Annotated in this window: 12 protein-coding genes; 11 read left to right on the top strand and 1 reads right to left on the bottom strand. The window is 65.5% G+C overall.

The window, feature by feature from the left end; genetic code table 11:
- On the bottom strand, positions 1-1,862 hold a 1,862-nt coding region (locus tag ACZY1I_RS22040), incomplete at its 3' end, for a PE family protein (RefSeq protein WP_463757123.1).
- 374 nt (positions 1,863-2,236) lie between these two features.
- Here ACZY1I_RS22040 and argC point away from each other — a divergent pair.
- From argC to ACZY1I_RS21985, 11 genes are all read left to right on the top strand, one after another.
- Entirely contained in the window at positions 2,237-3,295 is a 1,059-nt protein-coding gene (argC, locus tag ACZY1I_RS22035; protein WP_463757120.1) for an N-acetyl-gamma-glutamyl-phosphate reductase, read from the top strand.
- Positions 3,292-4,506, top strand: coding sequence for a bifunctional glutamate N-acetyltransferase/amino-acid acetyltransferase ArgJ (gene argJ / locus ACZY1I_RS22030; RefSeq protein ID WP_463757117.1), 1,215 nt, complete (start codon positions 3,292-3,294; stop codon positions 4,504-4,506). The genes argC and argJ overlap by 4 nt, the downstream gene beginning before the upstream one ends.
- On the top strand, positions 4,503-5,435 hold the full coding sequence (gene argB / locus ACZY1I_RS22025; protein ID WP_463757115.1) for an acetylglutamate kinase: 933 nt from the start codon (positions 4,503-4,505) through the stop codon (positions 5,433-5,435). The genes argJ and argB overlap by 4 nt, the downstream gene beginning before the upstream one ends.
- A gap of 5 nt (positions 5,436-5,440) precedes the next feature.
- Positions 5,441-6,634 carry an acetylornithine transaminase gene (locus ACZY1I_RS22020; RefSeq protein WP_463757113.1) on the top strand — a complete coding sequence of 398 codons (1,194 nt, stop codon included), beginning with the start codon at positions 5,441-5,443 and terminating at the stop codon, positions 6,632-6,634.
- Positions 6,627-7,553, top strand: a complete 927-nt coding sequence (gene argF, locus ACZY1I_RS22015) for an ornithine carbamoyltransferase (protein WP_463757111.1) — start codon at positions 6,627-6,629, stop codon at positions 7,551-7,553. Before ACZY1I_RS22020 ends, argF begins: the two co-directional genes overlap by 8 nt.
- Entirely contained in the window at positions 7,550-8,050 is a 501-nt protein-coding gene (locus ACZY1I_RS22010; RefSeq protein ID WP_463757109.1) for an arginine repressor, read from the top strand. The genes argF and ACZY1I_RS22010 overlap by 4 nt, the downstream gene beginning before the upstream one ends.
- 53 nt (positions 8,051-8,103) lie before the next feature.
- Positions 8,104-9,309 (top strand): argininosuccinate synthase, encoded by a 1,206-nt coding sequence (locus ACZY1I_RS22005; protein ID WP_463757107.1) that lies wholly within the window; start codon positions 8,104-8,106, stop codon positions 9,307-9,309.
- Positions 9,306-10,712 carry an argininosuccinate lyase gene (gene argH, locus ACZY1I_RS22000; RefSeq protein WP_463757104.1) on the top strand — a complete coding sequence of 469 codons (1,407 nt, stop codon included), beginning with the start codon at positions 9,306-9,308 and terminating at the stop codon, positions 10,710-10,712. The genes ACZY1I_RS22005 and argH overlap by 4 nt, the downstream gene beginning before the upstream one ends.
- Positions 10,713-10,832: 120 nt before the next feature.
- Positions 10,833-11,894 (top strand): type III polyketide synthase, encoded by a 1,062-nt coding sequence (locus tag ACZY1I_RS21995; RefSeq protein WP_463757101.1) that lies wholly within the window; start codon positions 10,833-10,835, stop codon positions 11,892-11,894.
- Between the two features lie 33 nt (positions 11,895-11,927).
- Positions 11,928-18,221 carry an SDR family NAD(P)-dependent oxidoreductase gene (locus ACZY1I_RS21990; protein WP_463757099.1) on the top strand — a complete coding sequence of 2,098 codons (6,294 nt, stop codon included), beginning with the start codon at positions 11,928-11,930 and terminating at the stop codon, positions 18,219-18,221.
- A 9-nt stretch (positions 18,222-18,230) separates the two neighbouring features.
- On the top strand, positions 18,231-24,527 hold the full coding sequence (locus ACZY1I_RS21985) for an SDR family NAD(P)-dependent oxidoreductase (RefSeq protein ID WP_463757096.1): 6,297 nt from the start codon (positions 18,231-18,233) through the stop codon (positions 24,525-24,527).
- The last annotated feature ends 161 nt before the right edge of the window (positions 24,528-24,688 follow it).

The raw sequence follows: 24,688 nt of genomic DNA, 5'->3' as shown, positions 1-24,688 counted from the left end.
TTGAACGCGGGCAGGCTGCCCGACAGCGCAGCATTGAGCGCGGACTGGAACGCGCCGTTGATCGCACCCAGGCTCAGATTGAACGCGGGCAGCCCACCACCGAGGACAGCACCGAAGTTTTGGCCCAAGCTGAGCAGCCCCGCCAGCGTGCCCTGGAATACCGGAGCCCCGGTCAAGGCGGCCGCCAGCGTGGCGTTCAGTGCGGCGTTGAGGTTGGCCAAGCCGGTGCCGAATCCGCCAGCCAACTGAGTGCCAAGTGCTTGCAGACTCCCGAAGCCACCGGCCAGGTTTGCTCCGGTTGCGAGAATCCCATTAAGAGTGGCCGCGAAGGCTGGCAATCCACCACCGAGAGCGGCGTTCAGTGCGGCGGAAAGTCCGCTGAGACCTCCCGTGAAGGCGCCGTTGAGTGCCGCGGTCAGGCCGGCCAGGCTACCGCCGAAGCCCCCGGAGAGGGCGCCGGACAGCGAAGCGGAAAGCGCGGGGAAGGTTGCGCTCAAGTTGGCAGCCAGACTCTGGCCAGCGCCGAGCAGCGCGTTCAATGCGCCCTGGAAGGCCGGAGCACCGCTGAGGCTGGCGGTGAAGGCTGCGTTGAGGGCTTCATTGAGGCCGGCCAAGCCGGTACCGAGGCCGCCGTTTAACTGAGCCGCGAGAGCGGGAAGGAAGCCACCGAAGTGTCCGGCAAGGCCGGCCCCGGTCTGGAGCAGGTTGTTGAGCGCGACGGAGAAGGCCGGCGATCCGCCGCTGAAGGCGCCGTTGAGTGCGGCGGTCAGACCGGCGAGGTTCGCACTCAGCCCCCCGCTCAACGCGGCGTTGAGGTTAGTGGCGAGGTTCTGCCCCAGGCCGAGCAGCCCGCCCACGCCGCTGAGGCCGAATTCAAGAGGCGGCAAACCACCGCCGAAGGCTGCGTTCAGTTGGGCAGCCAGTGCGGGAAGCGTTCCACCCAAGTTCGCGGCGACGTGCTGACCGACATCGATCAGTCCACCTAGACCGAGCTGGAGGGCGGGCAGGCCACCGTTGAGGACGACGTTGAGTTGGGCGCTCAGAGCGGGTAACGCAGCCGAGAAGTTGCCGGCCAAGCCGTTGAGAGCGCCATAGAACTTGCCAAGCAGGATGCCGCCGGTCTGCGACAGTTCGGTGAGTCCGCCAAAGTTGAGGTCGAGACCACCCATGAGGTTCGCGCTGAGGTTCGCGCCCAACCCGGCACGTAGGAATGCGGAAAGCGCGGCGTTGGCTCCCGTGCTCAGCTCAGCACCGGTGCCCGCCATCACCGCTCCGGCGTTCTCAAGCGCATAACCGGCATTCATGATTGCTTGTCCGGTCTGGACCAGTCCTCTTCCCAGACCCGAGGTGACCGCACCACCGGTTTGTAGGGCGAGGCCGGCACCAAGGTTCGGCAGCACGTTCAATGCGCGGATCGCCGTCGTGGCGTCGAAGCCTCCGCTGATGTTCCCGCCGATCTGGCCACCGAAGCCACCGACTCCGACGCTGGTGCCAAGGGCAGCGTTCACCTGGGTGGCCAAGTTGGCGAAGCCATTGCGCAGCGCGGCGGTGAGTCCGCCGAAATCAAGCAGCACAGACACATTCACTGCTTCCGCGCTGGCATATTCGGTCGCGCTGCGGGAAAGCAAGGAGACGAACTCCTGGTGGTATGCCGTGGCCCGCGCGCTGACAGCCTGGTAGTCCTCGCCCAGAGTGCCGAACATCCGCGCGATCGCCGTAGACACTTCGTCGGCGGCCGCGGGCGCAAGCTCAGTTGTGGATACCGCTGCGGCACTACCAACTTCAACCAATGAAGAGCGGATACCAGCCAGCTGCTCAGCTGCGGCCTCAACGAATTCTGGTACGACAAATGCAGACGACATGGCGATCCCCCAAAGTGACCCAAGATGACCCAGAAACTGCGACCGACGACGCCCGACCGTCGCCATACAACACGTGTCAGTTAGGTCCCCGCGCACGCAGATGCCTAAACACTTTCAGTCAATAATTTTGAAAACCCATATCTGGCAAGGTGCGGAGTTACAAATCCCTGATCGCGCGGTCGAAATCACCTGTGCGCGAGAGCAACTGCTCCCGGCGTCAACTACCTTGACATAAACAGAGCGCCGCATCAGCGTGTTGGCTTGACCCCAAAGGCTTTTGACGTTACTGCGTCGACAATCCCGGCAAGTGTGTGGCAGGTCACACTAGCGGCCGTGAAATTCGCCGGAATGAATTTGCAATCGGCTGCATAAGCATGCAGAATCGCGCAATGGTCGATGTACAGAGGGTGGCAGTTGCGGGTGCCACCGGTTACGCGGGTGGCGAGATTTTGCGCCTGCTGCTGGCTCATCCGGCTTACCTCAGCGGCCGCTTAACGATTGGCGCCTTGACGGCAGCGTCGAGTGCTGGCAGCACGCTGGGAGAGCACCACCCGCATCTGATTCCGCTGGCGCAGCGCGTCGTCGAACCCACCGAACTTGCCGTTCTCGCTGACCACGACGTCGTGTTTCTCGCTCTGCCGCATGGACATTCAGCGGCGTTAGCTGAACAACTCGGCCCTGACGTCCTGATCATCGACTGTGGTGCGGACTTTCGACTGACCGATCCGACGGCGTGGGAGCGCTTTTACGGATCCCCGCACGCCGGCAGTTGGCCGTACGGATTGCCTGAATTACCAGGCGCAAGGGAGCGGCTACGAGGTGCGCGCCGCATCGCGGTACCCGGCTGTTATCCCACGGCGGCGCTGCTGGCATTGCTACCAGCTATGGCGGAGAAGCTAATTGACCCGAACGTGACCGTCGTCGCCGTGAGCGGCACGTCCGGGGCCGGCCGCGCTGCCAAGACCGATCTACTCGGGTCCGAGGTCATCGGATCGGCACGGGCGTACAACATCGGTGGACTGCACCGACACACTCCCGAGATCACGCAAGGCTTGCGTGCCGTCACCGATCGTGACATAACCGTGTCCTTCACGCCGGTGTTGATCCCTACTTCTCGGGGAATCCTCGCGACGTGCACTGCGCGCACCCGCGCGCCACTCTCGCAGCTGCGAGCCGCCTACGAGAAGGCTTACGATGGTGAGCCTTTCGTCTATCTGATGCCCGAAGGGCAGCTACCGCGCACGGGTTCTGTCATCGGCAGCAACGCCGCGCACATCGCCGTCGCCGTGGATGAAGACGCTGCAACATTCGTGGCGATCGCCGCGATCGACAACCTGGTCAAAGGCACGGGGGGCGCCGCGGTGCAGTCGATGAACCTGGCTATGGGCTGGCCAGAGACCGACGGACTTTCAGTGGTTGGAGTCGCACCGTGACCGAAATCGCAAATGGGACAAGGCTGTTGCGCGCGCAAGGCGTCACTGCACCGGCGGGCTTCCGGGCTGCCGGTATCGCTGCCGGAATAAAGGCTTCGGGTGCGGCCGACTTGGCGTTGGTTTTCAACGAGGGGCCCGACTACGCGGCAGCGGGGGTGTTGACCCGCAATAAAGTCAAGGCAGCACCGGTGTTATGGACGCAGCAGGTGCTGACAACCGGACAGCTGCGTGCGGTCATTCTCAATTCCGGTGGGGCCAACGCCTGTACGGGTCCGGGGGGCTTTCAAGACACGCATGCCACCGCCGAGGCGGTCGCCGCGGCGTTGTCGGATTGGGGCACTGAGACAGGAGCGGTCGAGGTCGCCGTCTGCTCCACCGGCCTGATCGGTGATCGACTGCCGATGGACAAGGTGCTCGCCGGGGTGAGCGAGATTGTGCACGAGATGCACGGTGGGTTGACCGGCGGTGACGATGCTGCCCGCGCCATCATGACCACCGACACTGTCCCTAAACAGGTTGCGTTGCACCACCACAACAACTGGACTGTCGGCGGGATGGCCAAGGGTGCCGGCATGCTTGCACCATCACTGGCCACCATGTTGTGCGTGATCACCACCGATGTCGTCGCGGATGCGGCGGCTCTGGAGCAGTCGCTGCGCCGTGCCACCGCGCGCACCTTCGACAGGCTCGACATCGACGGCAGTTGTTCCACCAACGACACCGTGTTGCTCCTTGCGTCGGGAGCCAGCGAAATCGCCCCCACCCAGGCCGATCTGGACGACGCGGTGCTGCAGGTCTGTGACGATCTGTGCGCTCAGTTGCAGGCCGACGCCGAGGGGGTCACCAAACGCGTCACTGTGACGGTGACGGGGGCCGCCACCGAAGACGAGGCGCTGACGGCCGCACGGGTGATCGCCCGGGACAGCCTGGTCAAGACGGCCGTGTTCGGGTCTGACCCCAACTGGGGACGGGTGCTCGCCGCCGTCGGGATGGCCCCGGTCGACCTGGACCCGAACCTGATCACCGTGTCCTTCAACGGTTCTGTGGTCTACCGAGATGGAGCCGGTGCTCCTGGCGCGCGGGAAGTGGACCTTTCGGGGGCCGACATCGGCATCGTCGTCGACCTGGCGATCGGCGAAGGCGAGGCGGCGATCCGGACTACCGACCTCTCACACGCTTACGTCGAAGAGAACTCGGCCTACAGCTCGTGAGCAAGGAAACCGACGCATTACCGACCCAGGTCAAAGCGCAAGTGCTCGCCGAGGCGCTGCCGTGGCTCAAGCAGTTGAACGGCAAGATCGTCGTCATCAAATACGGCGGCAACGCGATGATCGATGACGCCCTGCGGCAAGCGTTCGCCGCCGACATGGCGTTCCTGCGTAACTGCGGGGTGCATCCCGTTGTCGTGCATGGTGGTGGACCGCAGATCACCGCCATGCTGCGGCGGCTCGGCATCGAAGGCGACTTCAAGGGCGGATTCCGGGTCACCACGCCGGAGGTGCTCGACGTGGCGCGGATGGTGTTGTTCGGGCAGGTCGGCCGCGAGTTGGTCGGGCTGATCAACGCGCACGGTCCGTATGCCGTCGGCATCACTGGCGAGGACGCACAGTTGTTCACCGCCGTGCGGCGCAGCGTCACCGTCGACGGCGTGGATACCGATATCGGACTGGTCGGTGACGTTGAGCTGGTCAATACTGCCGCGGTGCTGGATCTTATTGCCGCGCATCGGATCCCGGTGGTATCGACACTGGCTCCGGACGTCGATGGAGTGGTGCACAACATCAACGCTGACACCGCCGCCGCGGCTCTGGCCGAGGCATTGGGCGCGGAGAAGCTGCTGATGCTCACCGACGTCGAAGGCCTGTACACCAGTTGGCCGGATCGTACCTCGCTGGTCAGCGAGATCGATACAGCCACGCTGGCGCAACTGCTCCCCACGCTGGAGGCCGGCATGATTCCGAAAGTCGAAGCCTGTCTACGCGCCGTTACGGCCGGCGTGCCGAGCGCCCACGTCATCGATGGGCGCGTGGAACACTGCGTGCTGGTCGAGTTGTTCACCGACGCGGGAACCGGGACGAAGGTGGTGCGCGTCCGCGACGATGCAGAGCATAGCGATGAGGAGGAGCGGCGCAGGTGGTGAAAAGTATGACCAATACCGAAGCAGTGCAACAGCGTTGGCAGTCAGTGATGATGAACAACTACGGTACCCCGGCGGTGGCCCTGGCCAGCGGCGATGGCGCCGTAGTCACCGACGTGGACGGCAAGACGTACGTCGACCTGCTCGGCGGTATCGCGGTCAACGTTCTTGGCCACCGGCACCCCGCCGTCATCGACGCGGTCATCCAGCAGATGTCGACTCTGGGGCACACCTCCAACCTCTACGCGACCGAACCAGGCATCGCCCTCGCTGAGGGATTGACCGCTTTGCTCGGGGCTGAAACGCAGGCGCGGGTGTTCTTCTGCAACTCCGGGACCGAGTCTAACGAGGTCGCGTTCAAAATGTCCCGGCTCACCGGACGCACCAAAGTCGTTGCCGCACAGGAGGCTTTTCACGGCCGCACAATGGGCGCGCTCGCGCTCACCGGCCAGCCGGCCAAGCAGGCACCGTTCGAACCGCTGCCGGGCTACGTCACCCATGTCCCCTACGGCGACGCCGACGCGTTGGCCGCTGCGGTTGACGACGACACGGCCGCGGTGTTTCTCGAGCCGATCATGGGGGAGAGCGGCGTCGTCGTCCCGCCGGAAGGCTACTTGGTGGCGGCCCGGGAGATCACTGCGCGCCACGGTGCATTACTGGTGCTCGACGAGGTTCAAACCGGAATAGGCCGCACCGGAGCGTTTTACGCCCACCAGCATGACGGCATCACGCCGGACGTGGTGACCCTGGCCAAAGGGCTGGGCGGTGGCCTGCCGATCGGGGCATGTCTGGCCATCGGGCCGGCGGCGGACTTGCTGACCCCGGGTCTGCACGGCAGCACCTTCGGCGGCAACCCCGTCTGCACGGCGGCAGCACTGGCGGTCCTGAAGGTGCTTGCCGACGACGACCTGGTGCGCGGCGCCGAGAGCAAAGGCAAGTCGTTGAGTCACGGCATCGAGTCACTGGGCCATCCGCTGGTCGAGCGGGTCCGCGGCAGAGGGCTGCTGCAGGGCATCGTGCTCAACGCGCCCCACGCCAAGAACGCCGAGGCGGCCGCACGCGAGGCGGGTTACCTGGTAAATGCGGCCGCGCCCAACGTCATTCGGTTGGCACCGCCGCTCATCATCTCCGAGCCCCAACTCGACGGCTTCGTCGCCGCTCTGCCGGGCATCCTCGACACGGCAGGAGCAGCCAGTGGTTAGGCATTTCCTGCGCGACGACGACCTCACTCCGCATGAGCAGGCCGAGGTCCTCCAACTGGCCGCCGAACTGAAGAAGGACCCGTTCAGCCGTCGGCCGCTGCAGGGCCCGCGCGGTGTCGCGGTCATCTTCGACAAAAACTCCACCCGAACCCGGTTTTCCTTCGAGGTCGGAGTCGCGCAACTGGGCGGGCATGCGGTCGTCGTCGACAGCCGCAGCACGCAACTCGGCCGCGACGAGACCCTGGGGGACACCGCAAAGGTGTTGTCCCGCTTCGTGGATGCGATCGTGTGGCGCACCTTCGGGCAGGAGCGGCTCGAGGCCATGGCCTCCACCGCTTCCGTGCCCGTCGTCAACGCCCTTTCCGACGAGTTCCATCCCTGCCAGGTGTTGGCCGATCTGCAGACGATCGCCGAACGCAAGGGTGCGCTTCGGGGCCTGAGAATGTCCTACTTCGGCGACGGCGCCAACAACATGGCCCATTCGCTGATGCTCGGCGGCGTCACGGCCGGCATGCACGTCAGCGTCGCGGCGCCGGACGGTTTCGTACCCGATCCGGCGGTGCTGGCTGCGGCCGAGCGCCGGGCCGGGGAGACGGGCGGCTCGGTGATCGTCACCACCGACGCAGACGCCGCAGCAGTGGACGCCGACGTACTGGTGACCGACACGTGGACGTCGATGGGACAGGAAGATGACGGACTGGACCGGGTCAAGCCCTTCCGGCCCTTCCAGATCAACCAGCGCCTGGTGAACCTGGCGAAGGACGACGCCGTGGTGCTGCACTGCCTGCCGGCGCATCGCGGTGACGAGATCACCGACGAAGTGATGGACGGCCCGGCCAGCGCGGTGTGGGACGAAGCCGAGAACCGACTGCATGCGCAGAAGGCGCTGTTGGTGTGGCTCTTGGAGCGATCCCGATGACGAGCGGCAACAAGGCGCCTGAAGTCGCGGCCAATCGTGTGGGTCGACAGGCGCGCATCGTCGCCATCCTGTCCACAGCGGACGTCCGCAGCCAGAGCGAGCTGGCGGCGCTGCTGGCCGCCGAAGGTATCGACGCCACCCAGGCCACCCTGTCGCGCGATCTCGAAGAGCTGGGGGCCGTCAAATTGCGCGGTGCTGACGGCGGCGTCGGGGTGTACGTCGTCCCGGAGGACGGCAGCCCGGTGCGCGGCGTTTCCGGTGGCACCGGACGGCTGTCGCGACTGCTCGGTGAGCTGCTGGTATCCAGCGATGCCAGCGCGAACCTCGCGGTGCTGCGCACGCCACCCGGCGGGGCGCACTACCTCGCCAGCGCGATCGACCGCGCGGCGTTACCGTACGTCGTCGGCACCATCGCCGGCGACGACACCTTGTTCGTGGCCGCCCGCGAACCGATGACCGGCGCCGAGCTGGTAACCGCACTAGACGACCTCAAATAAACTGCTGCAGATTCTTGCCTGAGACCCTGCCGAATCAACAAGGAGAACCCTTCATGTCAGAGCGCGTCATCCTCGCGTATTCCGGCGGTCTGGACACCTCGGTGGCCATCAGCTGGATAGGCAAGGAGACCGGCCGCGAGGTCGTCGCGGTGGCGATCGACCTCGGTCAGGGCGGCGAGGACATGGAGGTCGTGCGTCAGCGGGCGCTGGACTGCGGTGCGGTCGAGGCCGTCGTCGTCGATGCCCGCGACGAGTTCGCCGAGGGGTACTGCCTGCCCACCATCCTCAACAACGCCCTGTACATGGACCGCTATCCGTTGGTATCGGCGATCAGCCGGCCGCTGATCGTCAAGCATCTGGTCGAGGCGGCACGTGAGCACGGCGGCGGCATCGTCGCGCACGGCTGCACCGGAAAGGGCAACGACCAGGTCCGCTTCGAGGTGGGGTTCGCTTCGCTGGCTCCCGACCTCGAGGTGCTGGCCCCGGTCCGCGACTATGCGTGGACGCGGGAAAAGGCGATCGCCTTCGCCGAGGAGAACGCGATCCCGATCAACGTCACAAAGCGCTCGCCCTTCTCCATCGACCAGAACGTCTGGGGCCGTGCCGTGGAAACCGGGTTCCTCGAGCACCTGTGGAACGCGCCGACCAAGGACGTCTACGACTACACCGAAGATCCCACCGTCAACTGGAACACCCCCGACGAGGTGATCGTCGGATTCGAAAAGGGCGTGCCGGTGTCCATCGACGGCAAGCGGGTGACCGTGCTGGCGGCCATCGAGGCTCTCAACCGCCGGGCCGGTGCGCAAGGGGTAGGCCGCCTGGACGTCGTCGAGGACCGTCTGGTGGGCATCAAGAGCCGCGAGATCTACGAGGCGCCCGGTGCGATGGTGCTCATCACCGCGCACGCCGAACTCGAGCATGTGACGTTGGAGCGCGAGCTGGGCCGGTTCAAGCGCACCACCGACCAGCGCTGGGCCGAGCTGGTCTACGACGGCCTGTGGTATTCGCCGCTCAAGATCGCGTTGGAGAGTTTTGTGGCCAAAACCCAGGAGCACGTCACCGGCGAGGTCCGTTTGGTCCTCCACGGCGGCCACATCGCCGTTAACGGCCGTCGCAGTGCCGAGTCGCTGTATGACTTCAACCTGGCGACCTACGACGAGGGCGACACGTTCGACCAGTCGATGTCCAAGGGTTTCGTCTATGTGCACGGACTGTCGTCCAAGCTCTCGGCCCGCCGGGACCTGGCCACCGAGGCGTGAGCACCAACCAGGGGTCGCTGTGGGGCGGCCGGTTCGCCGGCGGTCCGTCGGACGCGTTGGCCGCGCTGAGCAAGTCCACCCACTTCGACTGGGCACTTGCGCCCTACGACATCACCGCGTCGCGCGCCCACACCGTGGTGCTCTACCGAGCCGGGCTGCTCACCGAAGAACAGCGTGACGGCCTGCTGGTCGGACTGGACAGCCTGGGCGAGGATCTCGCAGACGGTAGCTTCGGTCCGCTGGTCACCGACGAGGACGTACACGCCGCGCTGGAACGTGGCCTGATCGACCGGGTTGGACCGGACCTCGGCGGACGGCTGCGGGCTGGCCGGTCCCGTAACGACCAGGTCGCCACCCTGTTCCGGATGTGGCTGCGCGACGGGGTGCGCCGGGTCGCCGACGGTGTACTCGAGGTCGTCGCCGCGCTCGGCGATCAGGCCGCCGCTCACCCGACCGCGATCATGCCGGGCAAGACCCACCTGCAGTCGGCGCAGCCGATTTTGCTGGCCCACCATCTGCTGGCCCATGCCCAGCCTTTGCTGCGCGACGTCGACCGGATCGTCGACTTCGACAAGCGCGCCGCGATATCGCCCTACGGCTCGGGTGCGCTGGCCGGTTCATCGCTCGGGTTGGATCCCGATGCGATCGCCGCAGACCTGGGCTTTTCGGCGGCGGCTGACAACTCCGTCGACGCGACCGCGTCGCGGGACTTCGCCGCCGAGGCGGCTTTCGTGCTGGCCATGATCGGCGTGGACCTGTCCCGGCTGGCCGAGGACATCATCATTTGGAGTTCGACGGAATTCGGCTACGTGAGTCTGCACGACTCGTGGTCCACCGGTAGCTCGATCATGCCGCAGAAAAAGAACCCGGACATCGCCGAACTGGCCCGCGGCAAGTCGGGCCGGTTGATCGGCAACCTGGCCGGTCTGTTGGCCACGCTGAAAGCCCAGCCGCTGGCCTACAACCGCGACCTGCAGGAGGACAAGGAACCGCTGTTCGACTCGGTGGCTCAGTTGGAGCTGCTGCTGCCGGCGATGGCCGGGCTGGTGGGCAGCCTGACTTTTCACGTCGAGCGGATGGCGGAGCTGGCGCCGGCCGGTTACACACTGGCCACTGATGTCGCAGAATGGCTTGTGCGACAGGGTGTTCCGTTTCGTTCGGCGCATGAGGCGGCCGGCGAAGCGGTGCGTGCGGCCGAGCAGCGCGGCGTCGGGCTCGAAGAGCTGACCGATGACGAACTGGCCGCCATCAACCCCGAGCTCACCTCGCGGGTCCGCGACGTGTTGACCATCGAAGGTTCGGTGTCCTCGCGGGATGCCCGCGGCGGCACCGCGCCCAGTCGGGTTGCCGAGCAACTCGCCGCCGTGCGCGATACCGCGGGCAGGCTGCGCCGGCAACTGTGAAGACGGCGCCGTTCCTTTGCCGGACGTAGATAAGGTCAACTAAACTTCGTTTACAGGACCCTGTTTAGCGGGTCTGTTGAACGAAGTTTCCTCGGTGCTCGTATCAGAGGGGTGAGACCTATGAGCGTCATCGCAGGTGTTTTTGGTGCCCTGCCTCCCTACCGATATTCGCAGCGGGAACTCACCGACTTTTTCGTCAGCATCCCGGAGTTCGAGGGCTACGAGGACATCGTTCGACAGCTGCACGCCAGCGCCAAAGTCAACTACCGGCACCTGGTCATACCGATCGACAAGTATCCGAAGCTGAATGACTTCGGCCTGGCCAACCGGATTTTCATCGATAAGGCGGTGGATCTGGGCTGCGAGGCCCTGCTCGGTGCCTTGGAGGAGGCCGGACTGCAGCCGCAGGACCTCGATGCGCTCATCACGACGACGGTGACCGGTCTGGCCGTCCCGTCGCTGGACGCGCGGATCGCCGGCCGGCTCGGATTACGTCCTGACGTGCGGCGGGTACCGATGTTCGGCCTCGGATGTGTCGCCGGGGCCGCGGGCGTGGGCCGCCTGAACGACTACCTGCGCGGTGACCCGGATGGCGTGGCCGCCCTGATCTCTGTCGAGCTCTGCTCACTGACCTACCCGGGCTACAAGCCTTCGGTGGCCGGCCTGGTCGGTAGTGCGTTGTTTGGCGACGGCGCCGCGGCGGTGGTGGCCGTGGGCGAGAACCGCGCCGAGCAGGTCGGGGCCAGCGGGCCAACCATTCTGGACTCCCGTAGCCACCAATATCCGGACTCGCTGCGCACCATGGGATATGACGTCGGCACCGCAGGCTTCGAGCTCGTGCTGTCCAAAGACCTGGCAGTTGTCGTCAAGGAAAACATCGGCACAGACGTCACCTCCTTCCTGGCCGCACACGACCTGACCACCACGGATATCGGCGCGTGGGTCAGCCACCCTGGCGGGCCCAAGATCATCGAGGCGATCAACGAGACGCTGGATCTGCCGCCCGAAGCGCTCGAGCTGACCTGGCGCTCGCTCGGCGATATCGGGAATCTCTCGTCGGCGTCGGTGCTGCACGTGCTGCGTGACACCATCGGCAAACGGCCACCCAGCGGCAGTCCCGGGTTGATGCTTGCGATGGGTCCTGGATTCTGTTCGGAACTCGTGTTGCTGCGTTGGCACTGATGCGCGTCCCCACCGCCTAGACGGCCGGATCGGATGAGTAACACTCAAGACGAGTTGATTGCGGCCCTGCGCCAATCCTTGAAGGAAACCGAGCGGCTCAAGCGGGAGAACCGCGACTTGCTCGCCGCGGCGAACGAGCCGATCGCGTTGGTAGGCATGGCCTGCCGGTATCCGGGCGGAGTGGATTCCCCAGAGGGCCTGTGGGACATGGTGGCCGAAGGCCGCGATGTCGTGTCAGACTTTCCGACCGACCGGGGCTGGGATCTGACGGATCTGTTCGATCCGGATCCTGATGCGATCGGAAAGTCGTATGCCCGCGCGGGTGGGTTCCTTTCGGGTGCAGGCGATTTCGATGCCGAGTTCTTCGGGATCGCGCCCAGCGAGGTGCTGGCGATGGACCCACAACAGCGGCTGTTGCTGGAGGTGTCGTGGGAAGCGTTGGAGCGGGCCGGAATTGACCCACTGACGCTGCGCGGATCGACGACGGGCGTCTTCGCCGGCGTGTTTCATGGCTCGTACGGCGGTCAGGGCCGCGTGCCAGGCGATCTGGAGCGATACGGATTACGCGGTTCCACGTTGAGCGTGGCGTCGGGTCGGGTCGCCTACGTGTTGGGACTCGAAGGCCCTGCGGTGTCGGTGGATACGGCGTGTTCGTCGTCGCTGGTGGCGCTGCACTTGGCGGCCCGATCGCTGCGCGCGGGGGAGTGTGATCTGGCCCTGGCCGGCGGTGTGACCGTGATGGCGACACCGGCGATGTTCATCGAGTTCAGCCGTCAGCGGGCGTTGTCCGCTGACGGTCGGTGCAAGGCGTATGCGGGCGCCGCTGACGGGACAGGCTTTTCGGAGGGTGTCGGTGTGCTGGTGGTGGAGCGCCTGGCCGACGCGCGACGGTTGGGACATCCGGTGCTTGCGCTGGTCCGTGGGTCGGCGGTCAATCAGGACGGTGCCTCGAACGGCCTGGCGACACCAAACGGACCGGCGCAGCAGCGGGTCATTCGCGCGGCACTGGCCAATGCCCGATTGGGTTCTGGCGACGTGGATTTGGTGGAGGGCCACGGCACCGGAACCACGCTGGGGGATCCAATTGAGGCGCAGGCGTTGTTAGCCACCTACGGGCAGAACCGCTCCGCGGATCAGCCGTTGTGGCTGGGGTCGATCAAGTCCAACATGGGGCACACGTCGGCCGCGGCGGGCATGGCCGGCGTGATGAAGATGGCGATGGCGATGCGCCACAGGGTGATGCCCAAGACGTTGCACGTGGATATGCCTACGCCGCATGTGAATTGGTCCGCCGGTGCGGTGTCGTTACTCACCGACTCTCGATCCTGGCCGGCGCGGGATCGGCCCCGTCGGGCCGGGGTGTCGTCATTCGGGATCAGTGGGACCAACGCGCACGTCATCGTCGAGCAGGGTCCTGTCGCAACGGAACATGTTGCGGCAGAACGTGATAGCGCCATGCCGGTGCCGTGGGTGTTGTCGGCCCGTTCTCCGGCCGCACTGGCGGCACAAGCGCGACGTTTGTTGTCCCACATCGACGGTCTAAATGCGGTGGACGTGGCTTGGTCTTTGGTGACGACACGCTCTCTGTTCGATCATCGGGCCGTCGTCGTCGGCCGGGATCGTGCGCAGCTGCTGGACGGATTGGCCTCCGTGGCGGACGGGGCACCCGGCGCCAACGTGGTGGCCGGACGCGCCGGGACGGTGGGAAGAACGGTATTCGTGTTCCCCGGCCAGGGCTCGCAATGGCCAGGGATGTGCGCTGAACTACTGGATACTTCAACGGTTTTCGCCGATCAATTGCGCCGATGTGAGAAGGCGCTCAGTGAGCACGTGCCGTGGTCGCTGAACGACGTGATCAGAGGTTTGGACGGCGCCCCGGGGCTGGACCGAGTAGACGTGGTCCAGCCGGCCTTGTGGGCGGTGATGGTGTCACTTGCCGAGCTATGGCGCTCGGTGGGCGTGGTGCCCGACGCAGTGATCGGACATTCGCAGGGTGAGATAGCGGCCGCGTATGTGGCGGGGGCGTTGTCGCTGGAGGATGCCGCTCGGGTAGTGGCGTTGCGTAGCCAACTGCTGGTGCAACTGTCGGGCGCCGGCGGCATGGTCTCGCTGTCGTGTGGTCTGCAGCGGGCCTCAGAGTTGTTGGTGGAATTCGGCGACCGCCTGAATATCGCTGCAGTCAATGGTGTTTCATCGGTTGTGGTCACCGGCCAGGTAGACGCTCTCGACGAACTGATGCAGCGTTGCGAGTCAGACATCGTGCGTGCCCGCCGGATCGATGTGGACTATGCCTCGCACTCCGCGCAGATCGATTCGCTACGCGAACCTCTCATACAGGCGCTGGCCGGCATCACCGCCCGTTCCTCTTCGGTGGCGTTCTTCTCGACGGTCACCGGCGAGAGGCTCGACACCACCGCCTTGACTCCCGACTACTGGTACCAGAGTGTCCGTCAGACAGTGCAATTCGACCGGGCAGTGCGCAGCGCATCCGAATCCGGATATCAGGTGTTCATCGAATCGAGTCCGCATCCGGTGTTGATCCCCGGCATCGAGGAGACCCTGGCCGACCGAAAGGCCAACGACGCCATCGCACTTCCGTCGCTGGGTCGCGACGATGGCGGGCTGGACAGGTTCTGGCTTTCGGTGGGCCAGGGCTGTGTGGCGGGTCTGCGGGTCGACTGGCGGGCGGCGTGCGACGGCGGACATCGCGTCGATCTGCCCACCTATGCCTTTCAGCGGCGCCGGTTTTGGCTGCCCACCGAGCCGGCCGGCGCGGAGGTAGGCGGTCTGGGTATAGCAGGAGCGCAGCATCCGCTCCTGGGAGCAGTGGTGGAGCGGCCCGACTCGGGTGGGGTGGTGTTGACCGGCGTTCTGTCGACCGCAACCCAACCGTGGTTGGCAGATCACGCGGTGGCCGGGGTAGTGCTGCTGCCCGGGGCCGCGTTTGTGGAATTGGCGCTCCGCGCAGGCGACGAGGTGGGTTGTTCGGTGGTAGAGGAGCTGACGTTGTCGGCGCCGTTGGTGCTGCCGACTGCGGGTCAGCTGCGGATTCAGGCAGTCGTGAGTGCGGCCGACGAATCGGACCGGCATGCGGTGTCGGTGTATTCCGCCGGTGCCGTCGGGGTCTCAGGCTGGACGTTGCATGCGTCGGGTGTCTTGGCTGCCGGTTCGGTGGAGCCCGTCGCGTTGACGGTATGGCCTCCTGCCGGGGCGGTGGCCGTGGACATTTCCGGCGCTTACGAGGACTTGGCCTATCGCGGCTATGAGTACGGACCGGCGTTTCGGGGCTTATCAGCGATATGGCGACGCGGCGATGAGGTTTTCGCCGAAGTCGTCGTGCCCGAGGACGCGACGTCGAGCGGTTTCGGCATCCACCCGGTGTTGTTGGATGCGGCCCTGCATGGCATGGGAGTGGTTGGTGAGCAGGCCCAGACGATGCTGCCCTTCTCCTGGCAGGGCGTGTGTTTGCATGCCGCGGGGGCATCGCGGGCCCGAGTGCGAATAGCGCCGGTAGGAGTAGAGGCCGTCTCGATCGAACTCGCCGACACGACCGGTTTGCCGGTGCTGTCGGTACGCGAACTCGCTGTGCGTCCGGTTTCGGCGGAGACATTGGCGCAGCCGCAGACCTCGCCAAGTGACGGACTGCTAGAGGTGACCTGGCTGCCGGTTGATTCCGTCGCCGGTGATGACTTTGTGCTGTGTGAGATCGATGCCGGCGGAACGGATGTGGGGTCGGTCTATGCCGCCACCCATCAGGTGTTGGCGTCGTTGCAGGCGTGGTTGGCCGACGACACCTCGGGGGTGCTGGTGGTGCGGACACGCGGCGCCGTCGGATTGGCTGATGACGAAGTAGTCGACCTGGCAGGTGCGGCGGTGTGGGGCTTGGTGCGTTCGGCGCAGGCCGAACATCCGGGTCGAATTGTGTTGGTCGACTCCGACGGATCAGTCGATATCGGCACGGTAATCGGTTGTGATGAGCCGCAATTGGTTACTCGCACGGGATCTGCTTATGCCGCCCGACTGACGGCGACCGGTGGACCGCCGCTGGAGTTGCCCACTGGGAATTGGCGGCTGGCCGCCGGTGGCGCCGGAACGCTAGAGGATCTGACGGTGCAGTCCTGCCCGCGCACGCAAGTGGCAGCGGGACAGGTGCGGGTGGCGGTGGCTGCGGTGGGCGTCAACTTCCGGGATGTGTTGGTGGCGTTGGGTATGTATCCCGGCGGCGGCGAACTGGGTGTTGAAGGTGCCGGGGTGGTTGTCGAGGTCGGGCCCGGTGTGGCCGGCCTGACGGTGGGCGACCAGGTGATGGGTTTGTTTGGGGTGGTGGGGTCGGAAGCGGTGGTGGATGCGCGGTTGGTCGCCGCGGTGCCAACGGGATGGTCGCTGCTGCAGGCCGCGGGTGTGTCGGCGGTGTTCTTGACCGCGGTCTACGGCCTGTCCACGCTGGCGGGCGTCAAGACCGGCGAGAAGGTCCTGATTCACGCCGCCACGGGCGGGGTCGGGATGGCGGCGGTGGCGTTGGCGCGGCACTGGGGGTTGGAGGTCTTCGCGACGGCGAGTCGCGGCAAGTGGGATACGTTGCGAGCAATGGGATTTGATGATTCGCATATCGGTGACTCGCGGACATTGGATTTTGAGCAGAAGTTCCTGTCGACCACCGCGGGCCACGGGGTCGATGTGGTGCTCAACTCGCTGGCCGGTGATTTCGTGGACGGGTCGCTGCGGCTCTTGAGCCGAGGCGGTCGCTTCATTGAGATGGGCAAAACCGATCTTCGCGATCCGGCGGTCGTGGCCGAGAATCATCCGGGAGTCGAGTACCGGGCCTTTGATCTCATCGAGGCGGGTGCCGAACTGACCGCGCAGATGTTCGGCGAGCTGACACCGCTCTTTGATTCAGGAACGTTGAAGCCATTGCCGGTCAAGGCGTTTGACGTGCGTAGTGCTTCGGCGGCATACCGGTTCGTCAGTCAGGCCCGTCATATCGGCAAGGTAGTGCTGTCGCTGCCCGGCGGCCTGTTCGCGAACTCCACTGTGCTGATCACCGGTGGTACCGGCATGGCGGGCGGAGCGCTGGCTCGTCATTTGGTAGCGCGCTACGGGGCAGCCCATGTGGTGCTGGCCAGTCGCAGTGGTGAGCACGCCGCCGGCGTCGCTGAATTGGCGGCCGACTTGCGAGATGCCGGGGCCGAGGTGACAGTGCGGTCCTGCGATGTTGCCGATCGCGATGCTGCGACGGCGTTGATCGCTGATCTGCCGGACCGATACCCGTTGCGGGGGATACTCCATGCCGCCGGGTTGCTCGACGACGGGCTGATCGCGTCGCTGACTCCGGATCGTATGGATACCGTTTTGAGCGCGAAGGTCGATGGCGCGTGGAATCTGCACGAACTGACCCAAGGCATGAATCTGTCAGCTTTCGTGACGTTTTCGTCGATGGCCGGCATCGTCGGCACCCCCGGGCAGGGCAACTACGCGGCGGCCAACAGCTACCTCGACGGACTGGCGTCCTATCGGCGTGCCCGCGACCTGCCGGGACTGTCGATCGCGTGGGGTCTGTGGGAGCAGCCCAGCGCAATGACCCAACATCTGGCGGAACGAGACAAGAACCGGATGAGCCGATTCGGACTCGCACCCATGCCGACCGCGCAGGCCATGGATTTGTTCGACGCCGCCATGCTCGCCGATCGTGGGCTCGTGGTGGCCGCGCGCCGCGACCGTGCCGCACTCGAGACGGCGGAAACGCTGCCGCGGATATTGGGTCAGGTTGCCGCGCGCCGCAACCGACGCGTCGTCGACGTCGCGGATTCGGCGTCGGTTTCGGGCGTCGCGACCCGCTTGCACGGGCTGACCGCCGAGCACCGACTGCGCGTGCTGGTGGAGTTGGTCTGCAGCAATGCGGCAACGGTGTTGGGTCGATCCAATAGCGCCGACATCACCGCCAACCGCACGTTCCAGGACTTCGGGTTCGACTCACTGACGGCGGTGGAATTGCGTAATCGGCTCAGAACCGCTACGGGACTGACCCTTTCGCCCACGCTGATCTTCGACTACCCAACCCCTACCGCGCTTGGCGAACACCTGGACGCCCAACTCGCCACCACCGCCGTCGTCAACCAACCTGACCGGATGGAGCGCTTCAACGACATCACTCGTGAACTGGAAACCCTGCTGGGCGAATCCGATTGGAATCCGGAGGAAAAGTCGCATCTCGCCAGCCGCATCCGAGCCCTGGTGACGCCTGTTGCCCATACGGGTGACGATGACGACATCTACTCGGCGAGCGAAAGCGAACTGTTCGCAATGCTCGACGAAGAACTCGGCTCGTAGGGCAGTTCAGTGGCGGACACCTCCAAGCATGTCGACTACCTCAAGCGCCTGACGGCGGACCTGCGCCGCACCCGGCGTCGTCTCGCAGAAGTGGAGGGCAGGCTTTCCGAGCCTGTGGCGATCGTGGGTATGGCCTGCCGCTATCCCGGTGGTGTTGATTCACCGGAAAGCCTGTGGCAGATGGTCGTTGACGGACGCGACGCGGTGTCGGAATTCCCCGCGGATCGCGGCTGGGATGTGGCGGGGTTGTATGATCCGGACCCGGACGCCAGGGGCAAGATGTACGTGCGCCAGGGCTCGTTCTTGGCGAATGCCGGCGATTTCGATGCCGGATTCTTCGGCGTCGGCCCCAGCGAAGCCCTGGCGATGGATCCGCAGCAGCGAATGATGCTGGAAGTGTCGTGGGAAGCGTTGGAGCGGGCCGGAATTGACCCGCACGGCCTGCGAGGTTCGGCGGCGGGCGTCTTCACCGGCGTCATCCACGCCGGCTACGGAGGCGAGGTGACAGGCGACCTCGAGGGCTACGGACTCACCGGTTCCACCCTCAGCGTCGCCTCGGGGCGGGTCTCCTACGTCTTGGGTCTGGAAGGCCCCGCGGTGTCGGTGGACACCGCGTGCTCCTCGTCGTTGGTGGCGATGCACCTGGCGGCGCACTCACTGCGCTCGGGTGAAACCGATCTGGCCTTGGCCGGTGGTGTGACGGTGATGGCGACCATCGGCGCATTCGTTGAATTCAGCCGGCAGCGGGCGCTGGCGCCGGACGGTCGCTGCAAGGTCTACGCCGGTGCCGCTGACGGGACCGCCTGGTCTGAAGGTGCCGGCGTGCTGGTGCTGGAGCGACTGGCCGACGCTCAGCGATTGGGACATCCGGTGCTGGCGCTACTGCGGGGCTCCGCGGTGAATCAGGATGGTGCTTCCAACGGGCTGACCGCGCCGAACGGGCCGGCGCAGCAACGGGTGATCCGGGCGGCACTGGCCAGCGCGGATCTGTCCACGGCGGACGTCGATGTGGTTGAGGGTCATGGGACCGGGACGACGCTGGGCGATCCCATCGAGGCGCAGGCGCTGTTGGCGACGTATGGCCAGGAGCGCCCGGATGATCGGCCGCTGTGGCTGGGTTCGATCAAATCCAATATCGGTCACACCTCGGCGGCTGCGGGTGTGGCCGGGGTGATCAAGATGGTGCAGGCGATGCGGCATGAGGTGCTGCCCAAGACGCTGCACGTGGATGTTCCTACGCCGCATGTGGATTGGTCGGTAGGTGCTGTTTCCGTGTTGTCCGAACAGCGGACGTGGCCGTCGCCGGACCGGCCGCGGCGGGCGGGGGTGTCATCGTTCGGCATCAGCGGAACCAACGCACACGTCATCGTGGAACAGGCTCCCGCCGCGGTGGAAGAGACCGTGGCAGTCAGTGGAGATCTTCCGGTGGCCTGGGTGCTGTCGGCACGATCGCCCGAGGCGCTGCGCAGGCAGGCCGAGCGGCTGTTGAACTCTGAGCCCGGTTCGAGTCCGCTGGATGTGGGCTTCTCCCTGGCTGTTACGCGGGCGGTATTTGAACATCGGGCCGTGCTGGTGGGGGATCACCGTGAAGGTTTGGCTGGACTGGCCTCCGGCGAGCCAGATGCCGGTGTGCTGGTGGGGCGGGCAGGGGTGGTCGGCAAGATTGTGTTCGTCTTCCCCGGCCAAGGCTCGCAGCGACTTTCGATGGGGCGCGAGCTGTATGGGCGATTCCCGGCTTTCGCCGCAGCGTTCGACGAGGTTGCCGAAGCGCTCGACCCGCACCTGCGGATTCCGCTCCGCGACGTTGTGTGGGGTGCCGATCCGAAGTTGTTGGAAAGCACCGAGTTTGCCCAACCGGGCCTGTTCGCCGTCGAGATCGCGCTGGCGGCGTTGTTGCAGTCCTGCGGTGTGCTGCCCGACGTGGTGATGGGTCATTCTGTCGGGGAGATCAGCGCAGCGTGCGTGGCCGGGGTGTTGACGTTGTCCGATGCCGCAAAGCTGGTGTCGGCACGGGCCCGGATGATGGCGGCGCTCCCGGCCGGCGGCGCGATGGTCGCGGTGGCTGCCAGTGAGGTCGACGTGACATCCGTGCTGGAAGCGGGCGTGGATATCGCTGCGGTCAATGGGCCGGAATCGGTGGTGATCTCTGGGTCTGAAGCTTTGGTGGACGCCGTGGCGGACCGATTGGCGCAGCAGGGAGTGCGGACGCATCGGTTGGAGGTGTCACACGCATTCCATTCGGTCCTGATGGAGCCGATGCTCGGGGAGTTCGCCGCCACACTGGCCGAGATATCTCCCGCGTCGCCGCAAATTGCTCTGATGTCCAACGTTTCTGGTGAGTTGGCCGGGCCGGGATATGGGTCGCCCGACTATTGGGTAAAGCACGTGCGCCAGCCGGTTCGCTTTGCCGACGGTGTCAGAGCCGTCGAATCATTAGGCCCCGCAACCTTTATCGAGGTCGGCCCAACGGCAGGTTTGACGGTAAGCCAGGAACGTTCGGTGATGGTATTGGGCAAGCGCCGGCCTGAGACGGACTCGGTACTGACTGCGCTGGGGCGTCTGTTCGTCGCTGGCGTGGGTGTGCAGTGGGGTGATGTGTATGCCGGTTGGGGCGGGCGCCGGGTAGACCTACCAACCTATGCCTTTGTGCACAAACGATATTGGTTGGTGGAACCCGGTCGCAGTGACGTTGCCGGCGCTGGTCTGGTGGGGGCTGCGCATCCGCTGTTGGCCGCCGTCGTCGAGCGGCCGGACTCGGGCGGAGTCGTGCTGACCGGACGACTGTCGGTTGCCGATCAGCCGTGGCTTGCCGACCACGCAGTGGGTGGGACGGTGATATTTCCGGGGGCGGGATTCGTCGAACTCGCGGTGCGGGCCGGCGATGAAGTCGGTTGCTCGACGGTCGAGGAGTTGACGCTGTCGGCTCCGCTGGTGTTGCCCCCGACGGGCGGTGTGCAACTGCAGGTCGTCGTCGACGACACCAGAGACTCGCAGGCATCGTTGCTGATCTATTCCCGTGCTGAGGAACAGGATTCGGTATGGGTGTTGCATGCACAGGGTGTGCTGGCTATCGGATCGGTTGAGCCTGCTGCAGACTTGTCGGTGTGGCCTCCGGTGGGGGCTATCGCGGTGAATGTGTCGGGTGCCTACGAGCGATTGGCCGAGCGCGGCTACGACTACGGGCCGGTGTTCCGCGGGCTGCAAGCGTTGTGGCGCAGGGGAACTGAGGCGTTTGCTGAGGTAGTCCTGTCTGAAGGTGAATCGACCAGTGGTTTCGGCATCCATCCGGCGATCTTGGATGCGGCGCTGCACGGGTTGGGCATCGTCGACGATCAAGACTCGACGGTGCTGCCCTTCTCGTGGCAGGGCATTTCGTTGCACGCGGCTGGTGCGTCCCGGGTTCGGGTTCGGTTAGCGGCGACCGGATCGGGAGCAATTTCGGTCGATATTGCTGATGGGTCCGGGCTGCCGGTGTTGTCGGTAGCGGAGTTGGTGCTGCGTCCGGTGTCGGCCGAACAGTTGGCGATCGCAGCCACCCCGACCGCGCTCGGCGACGGCCTTATGGAGCTGGTGTGGACGCCGGTCTCGCTGCGGCCCAGCGATATTAGCGACGTCGAGGTGGTGGTGTGGGAGTCGCCGGCCGGCGGCGGCACGGCGGAATCAGTACACGCGGCGCTGGGCGTCTTGCAGCCTTGGTTGAGCGGCGACCGGCCCGGGGTTCTGGTGGTGCTGACCCGAGGGGCCGTCGGCCTGCCCGACGACGATCTTCCGGACTTGGCGGGTGCGGCCGTGTGGGGGTTGGTGCGCGCGGCACAGGCGGAGCATCCGGGTCGGGTGCTGCTAGTCGACTCTGATGGATCACTCGATACCGACGATGTGATCGGTTGTGGTGAAACGCAATTGGTTATACGGGTGGGGGTGGCGTACGGTGGCCGATTGCTGCCGATCAACCAGCAGGCAGTGCTGCGCGTACCGGACGGGCCGTGGCGGCTTAGTGCGGGGGGTGGCGGAACGCTGGGCGATCTGGCACTGAAGTCGTTGCCGCGCATGGATCTTGGTGCCGGGCAGGTGCGGGTAGCAGTGGCAGCGGCCGGCGTGAACTTCCGGGATGTGTTGGTGGCGTTGGGAATGTATCCGGGCGCAGCGGAGCTTGGTGCTGAGGGAGCCGGCGTCGTGACCGAGGTCGGGCCGGGGGTCAGTGGCCTCGCTGTCGGGGACGCTGTGTTGGGCATCTTTGGAGTCGCGGGCTCCGAAGCTGTGGTGGATGAGCGACTGGTCACGCGGGTGCCGCAGGGCTGGCCGCTGGCGGAGGCCGCGGGCGTGCCGGTGGTGTTCTTGACCGCCTATTACGCGCTGTCGGTGTTGGCCGAGGTGAAGGCGGGCCAGAAGCTGCTCGTGCACGCGGCTGCCGGGGGAGTGGGGATGGCTGCGGTGCAGCTGGCTCGGCACTGGGGCCTGGAAGTGTTCGCCACCGCTAGCCGCGGCAAGTGGGACACATTGCACGCGTTGGGTTTTGATGACACCCACATCGCCGACTCTCGTTCCTTGGCGTTCGAAGACACGTTCCGGCTGGCCACCGATGGGGCCGGCGTCGACGTCGTGCTCAACTCACTGGCGGGTGAGTTCAATGACGCTTCCTTGCGGTTACTGCCGCGCGGCGGCCGATTCCTCGAGATGGGCAAGACCGACATCCGCGATGCGCAACGCATTTTGGAAGCACATCCCGGCGTCGGGTACCGCGCATTCGATCTGATGGAAGCCGGTCCCGAGCTCATCTCGCGGATGCTGGCCGATCTGATGTCGTTGTTCGATGCCGGTGTGCTGCAGCGGCTGCCGACCAAGAGTTGGGATATCCGTTGTGCCGCTGAGGCTTACCGGTTTGTGAGCCAGGCTCGCCATGTCGGCAAAGTGGTGTTGACCGTGCCGGACGCCCCCGGCGTCGGATTGGCCGCGGGCACGGTGTTGATCACCGGCGGCACCGGCATGGCGGGCGGCTTACTGGCTCGTCACCTTGTGGATCGGTACGGGGTGCGTCGCCTGGTGCTGGCAAGCCGGCGTGGCTTGGCTGCCGAAGGTGTCAGTGAGTTGGTCGCCGAGTTGGAGCTTGCCGGGGCGGCCGTAAACGTCGTCGCTTGCGACGCGGCCGATCGCGTGGCGCTGGCCAAGTTGCTGTCTGAAGTGCCTGCACAGCACCCGTTGACCGGCGTCATTCACGCCGCCGGGGTGCTCGACGATGCGGTCATCGCGTCCTTGACAGCCGAACGCATCGATTCCGTGCTGCGCGCAAAGGTGGATGCCGCGTGGAACCTGCACGAACTCACCCAGAATCTGAATTTGTCTGCGTTCGTGCTGTTTTCGTCTATGGCCGGCATCGTCGGCGCCCCAGGACAGGGAAATTACGCGGCCGCGAACAGCTTTCTCGACGCTCTGGCGACGAAGCGCAGGAGCGTGGGCTTGCCGGGTTTGTCGTTGGCCTGGGGACTGTGGGAACAAGAGTCGGCGATGACTCGACACATGGGGGAGCGGGACAAGGCACGGCTCAGCAACGTCGGGTTGGCCCCGATATCTGCGCGGCAGGCGCTGGAGATGTTCGACGCCGCCATGCTTACCGATCGACCCGTTGTCGTGGCCACTCGCCTCGACCGGAAAACGCTGGCCGCGCACAGTGACATGCTGCCGCCACTGCTCAGCAGGCTGGCGGCGCGCACTGGCAGGCGCGTCGTCGCCTTGACCGACACAACCACGGCGTCCGCGACGGGCCTGCTGGCGCGACTGGCTGGGCTGTCGGCCGAACAACGACGCCAAGAGATCGTTGAGTTGGTCTGCAGCAACGCGGCTGCCGTGCTGGGGCATTCGGGCGAAGTCGATCCGCAACGCGAGTTTCAGGAACTCGGCTTTGACTCGCTGACCGCTGTCGAACTCCGCAACCGACTCAAGGGTGCGACTGGGCTGACGCTGTCGCCGACGCTGATCTTTGATCACGCCACTCCTGCGGCGCTGGCGGAGCACCTCGACTCCGCACTGGCCGAAACGCCTGTTGGCAGCGATCGCCCGGACCTGACGGCTCGCTTCAACGACGTCACCGGAGAGTTGCAGACTCTGCTCAGCCAGCCCGGCTGGAGCGGTGACGAGAAGGCGGCTGTCTTGCGGCGGCTGCAGACCCTCGTCAACGACCAGACGAGTCCAGCCTCGAACGACCCGGCTGATGACGACTTTTTCGACCGTTACGCGGCTGAAGACCTAGAGACTGCCAGTGACAGTCAGCTTTTTGCCATCTTTGATGACGATTTAGAGGCCGGGTTATAACTTCAGGTATGTCGCGCACGCAAAATGCGAGCGTTGAGGATATCTTTTGCGCCGGAATTTCAGCCATTAAACGCATTGCGCGAAGAATGCGACCAATGCTTGGCGGCGAAATAGGGATCGCGAACGGCTATTAACAGTTCGCCAGAGTTGCAAAGCGCACG

Source organism: Mycobacterium sp. IDUB_37 (genome assembly GCF_055419245.1).
Note: the sequence above shows the minus strand (reverse complement) of the source record. Positions and strands in the feature narration are given on the sequence as shown.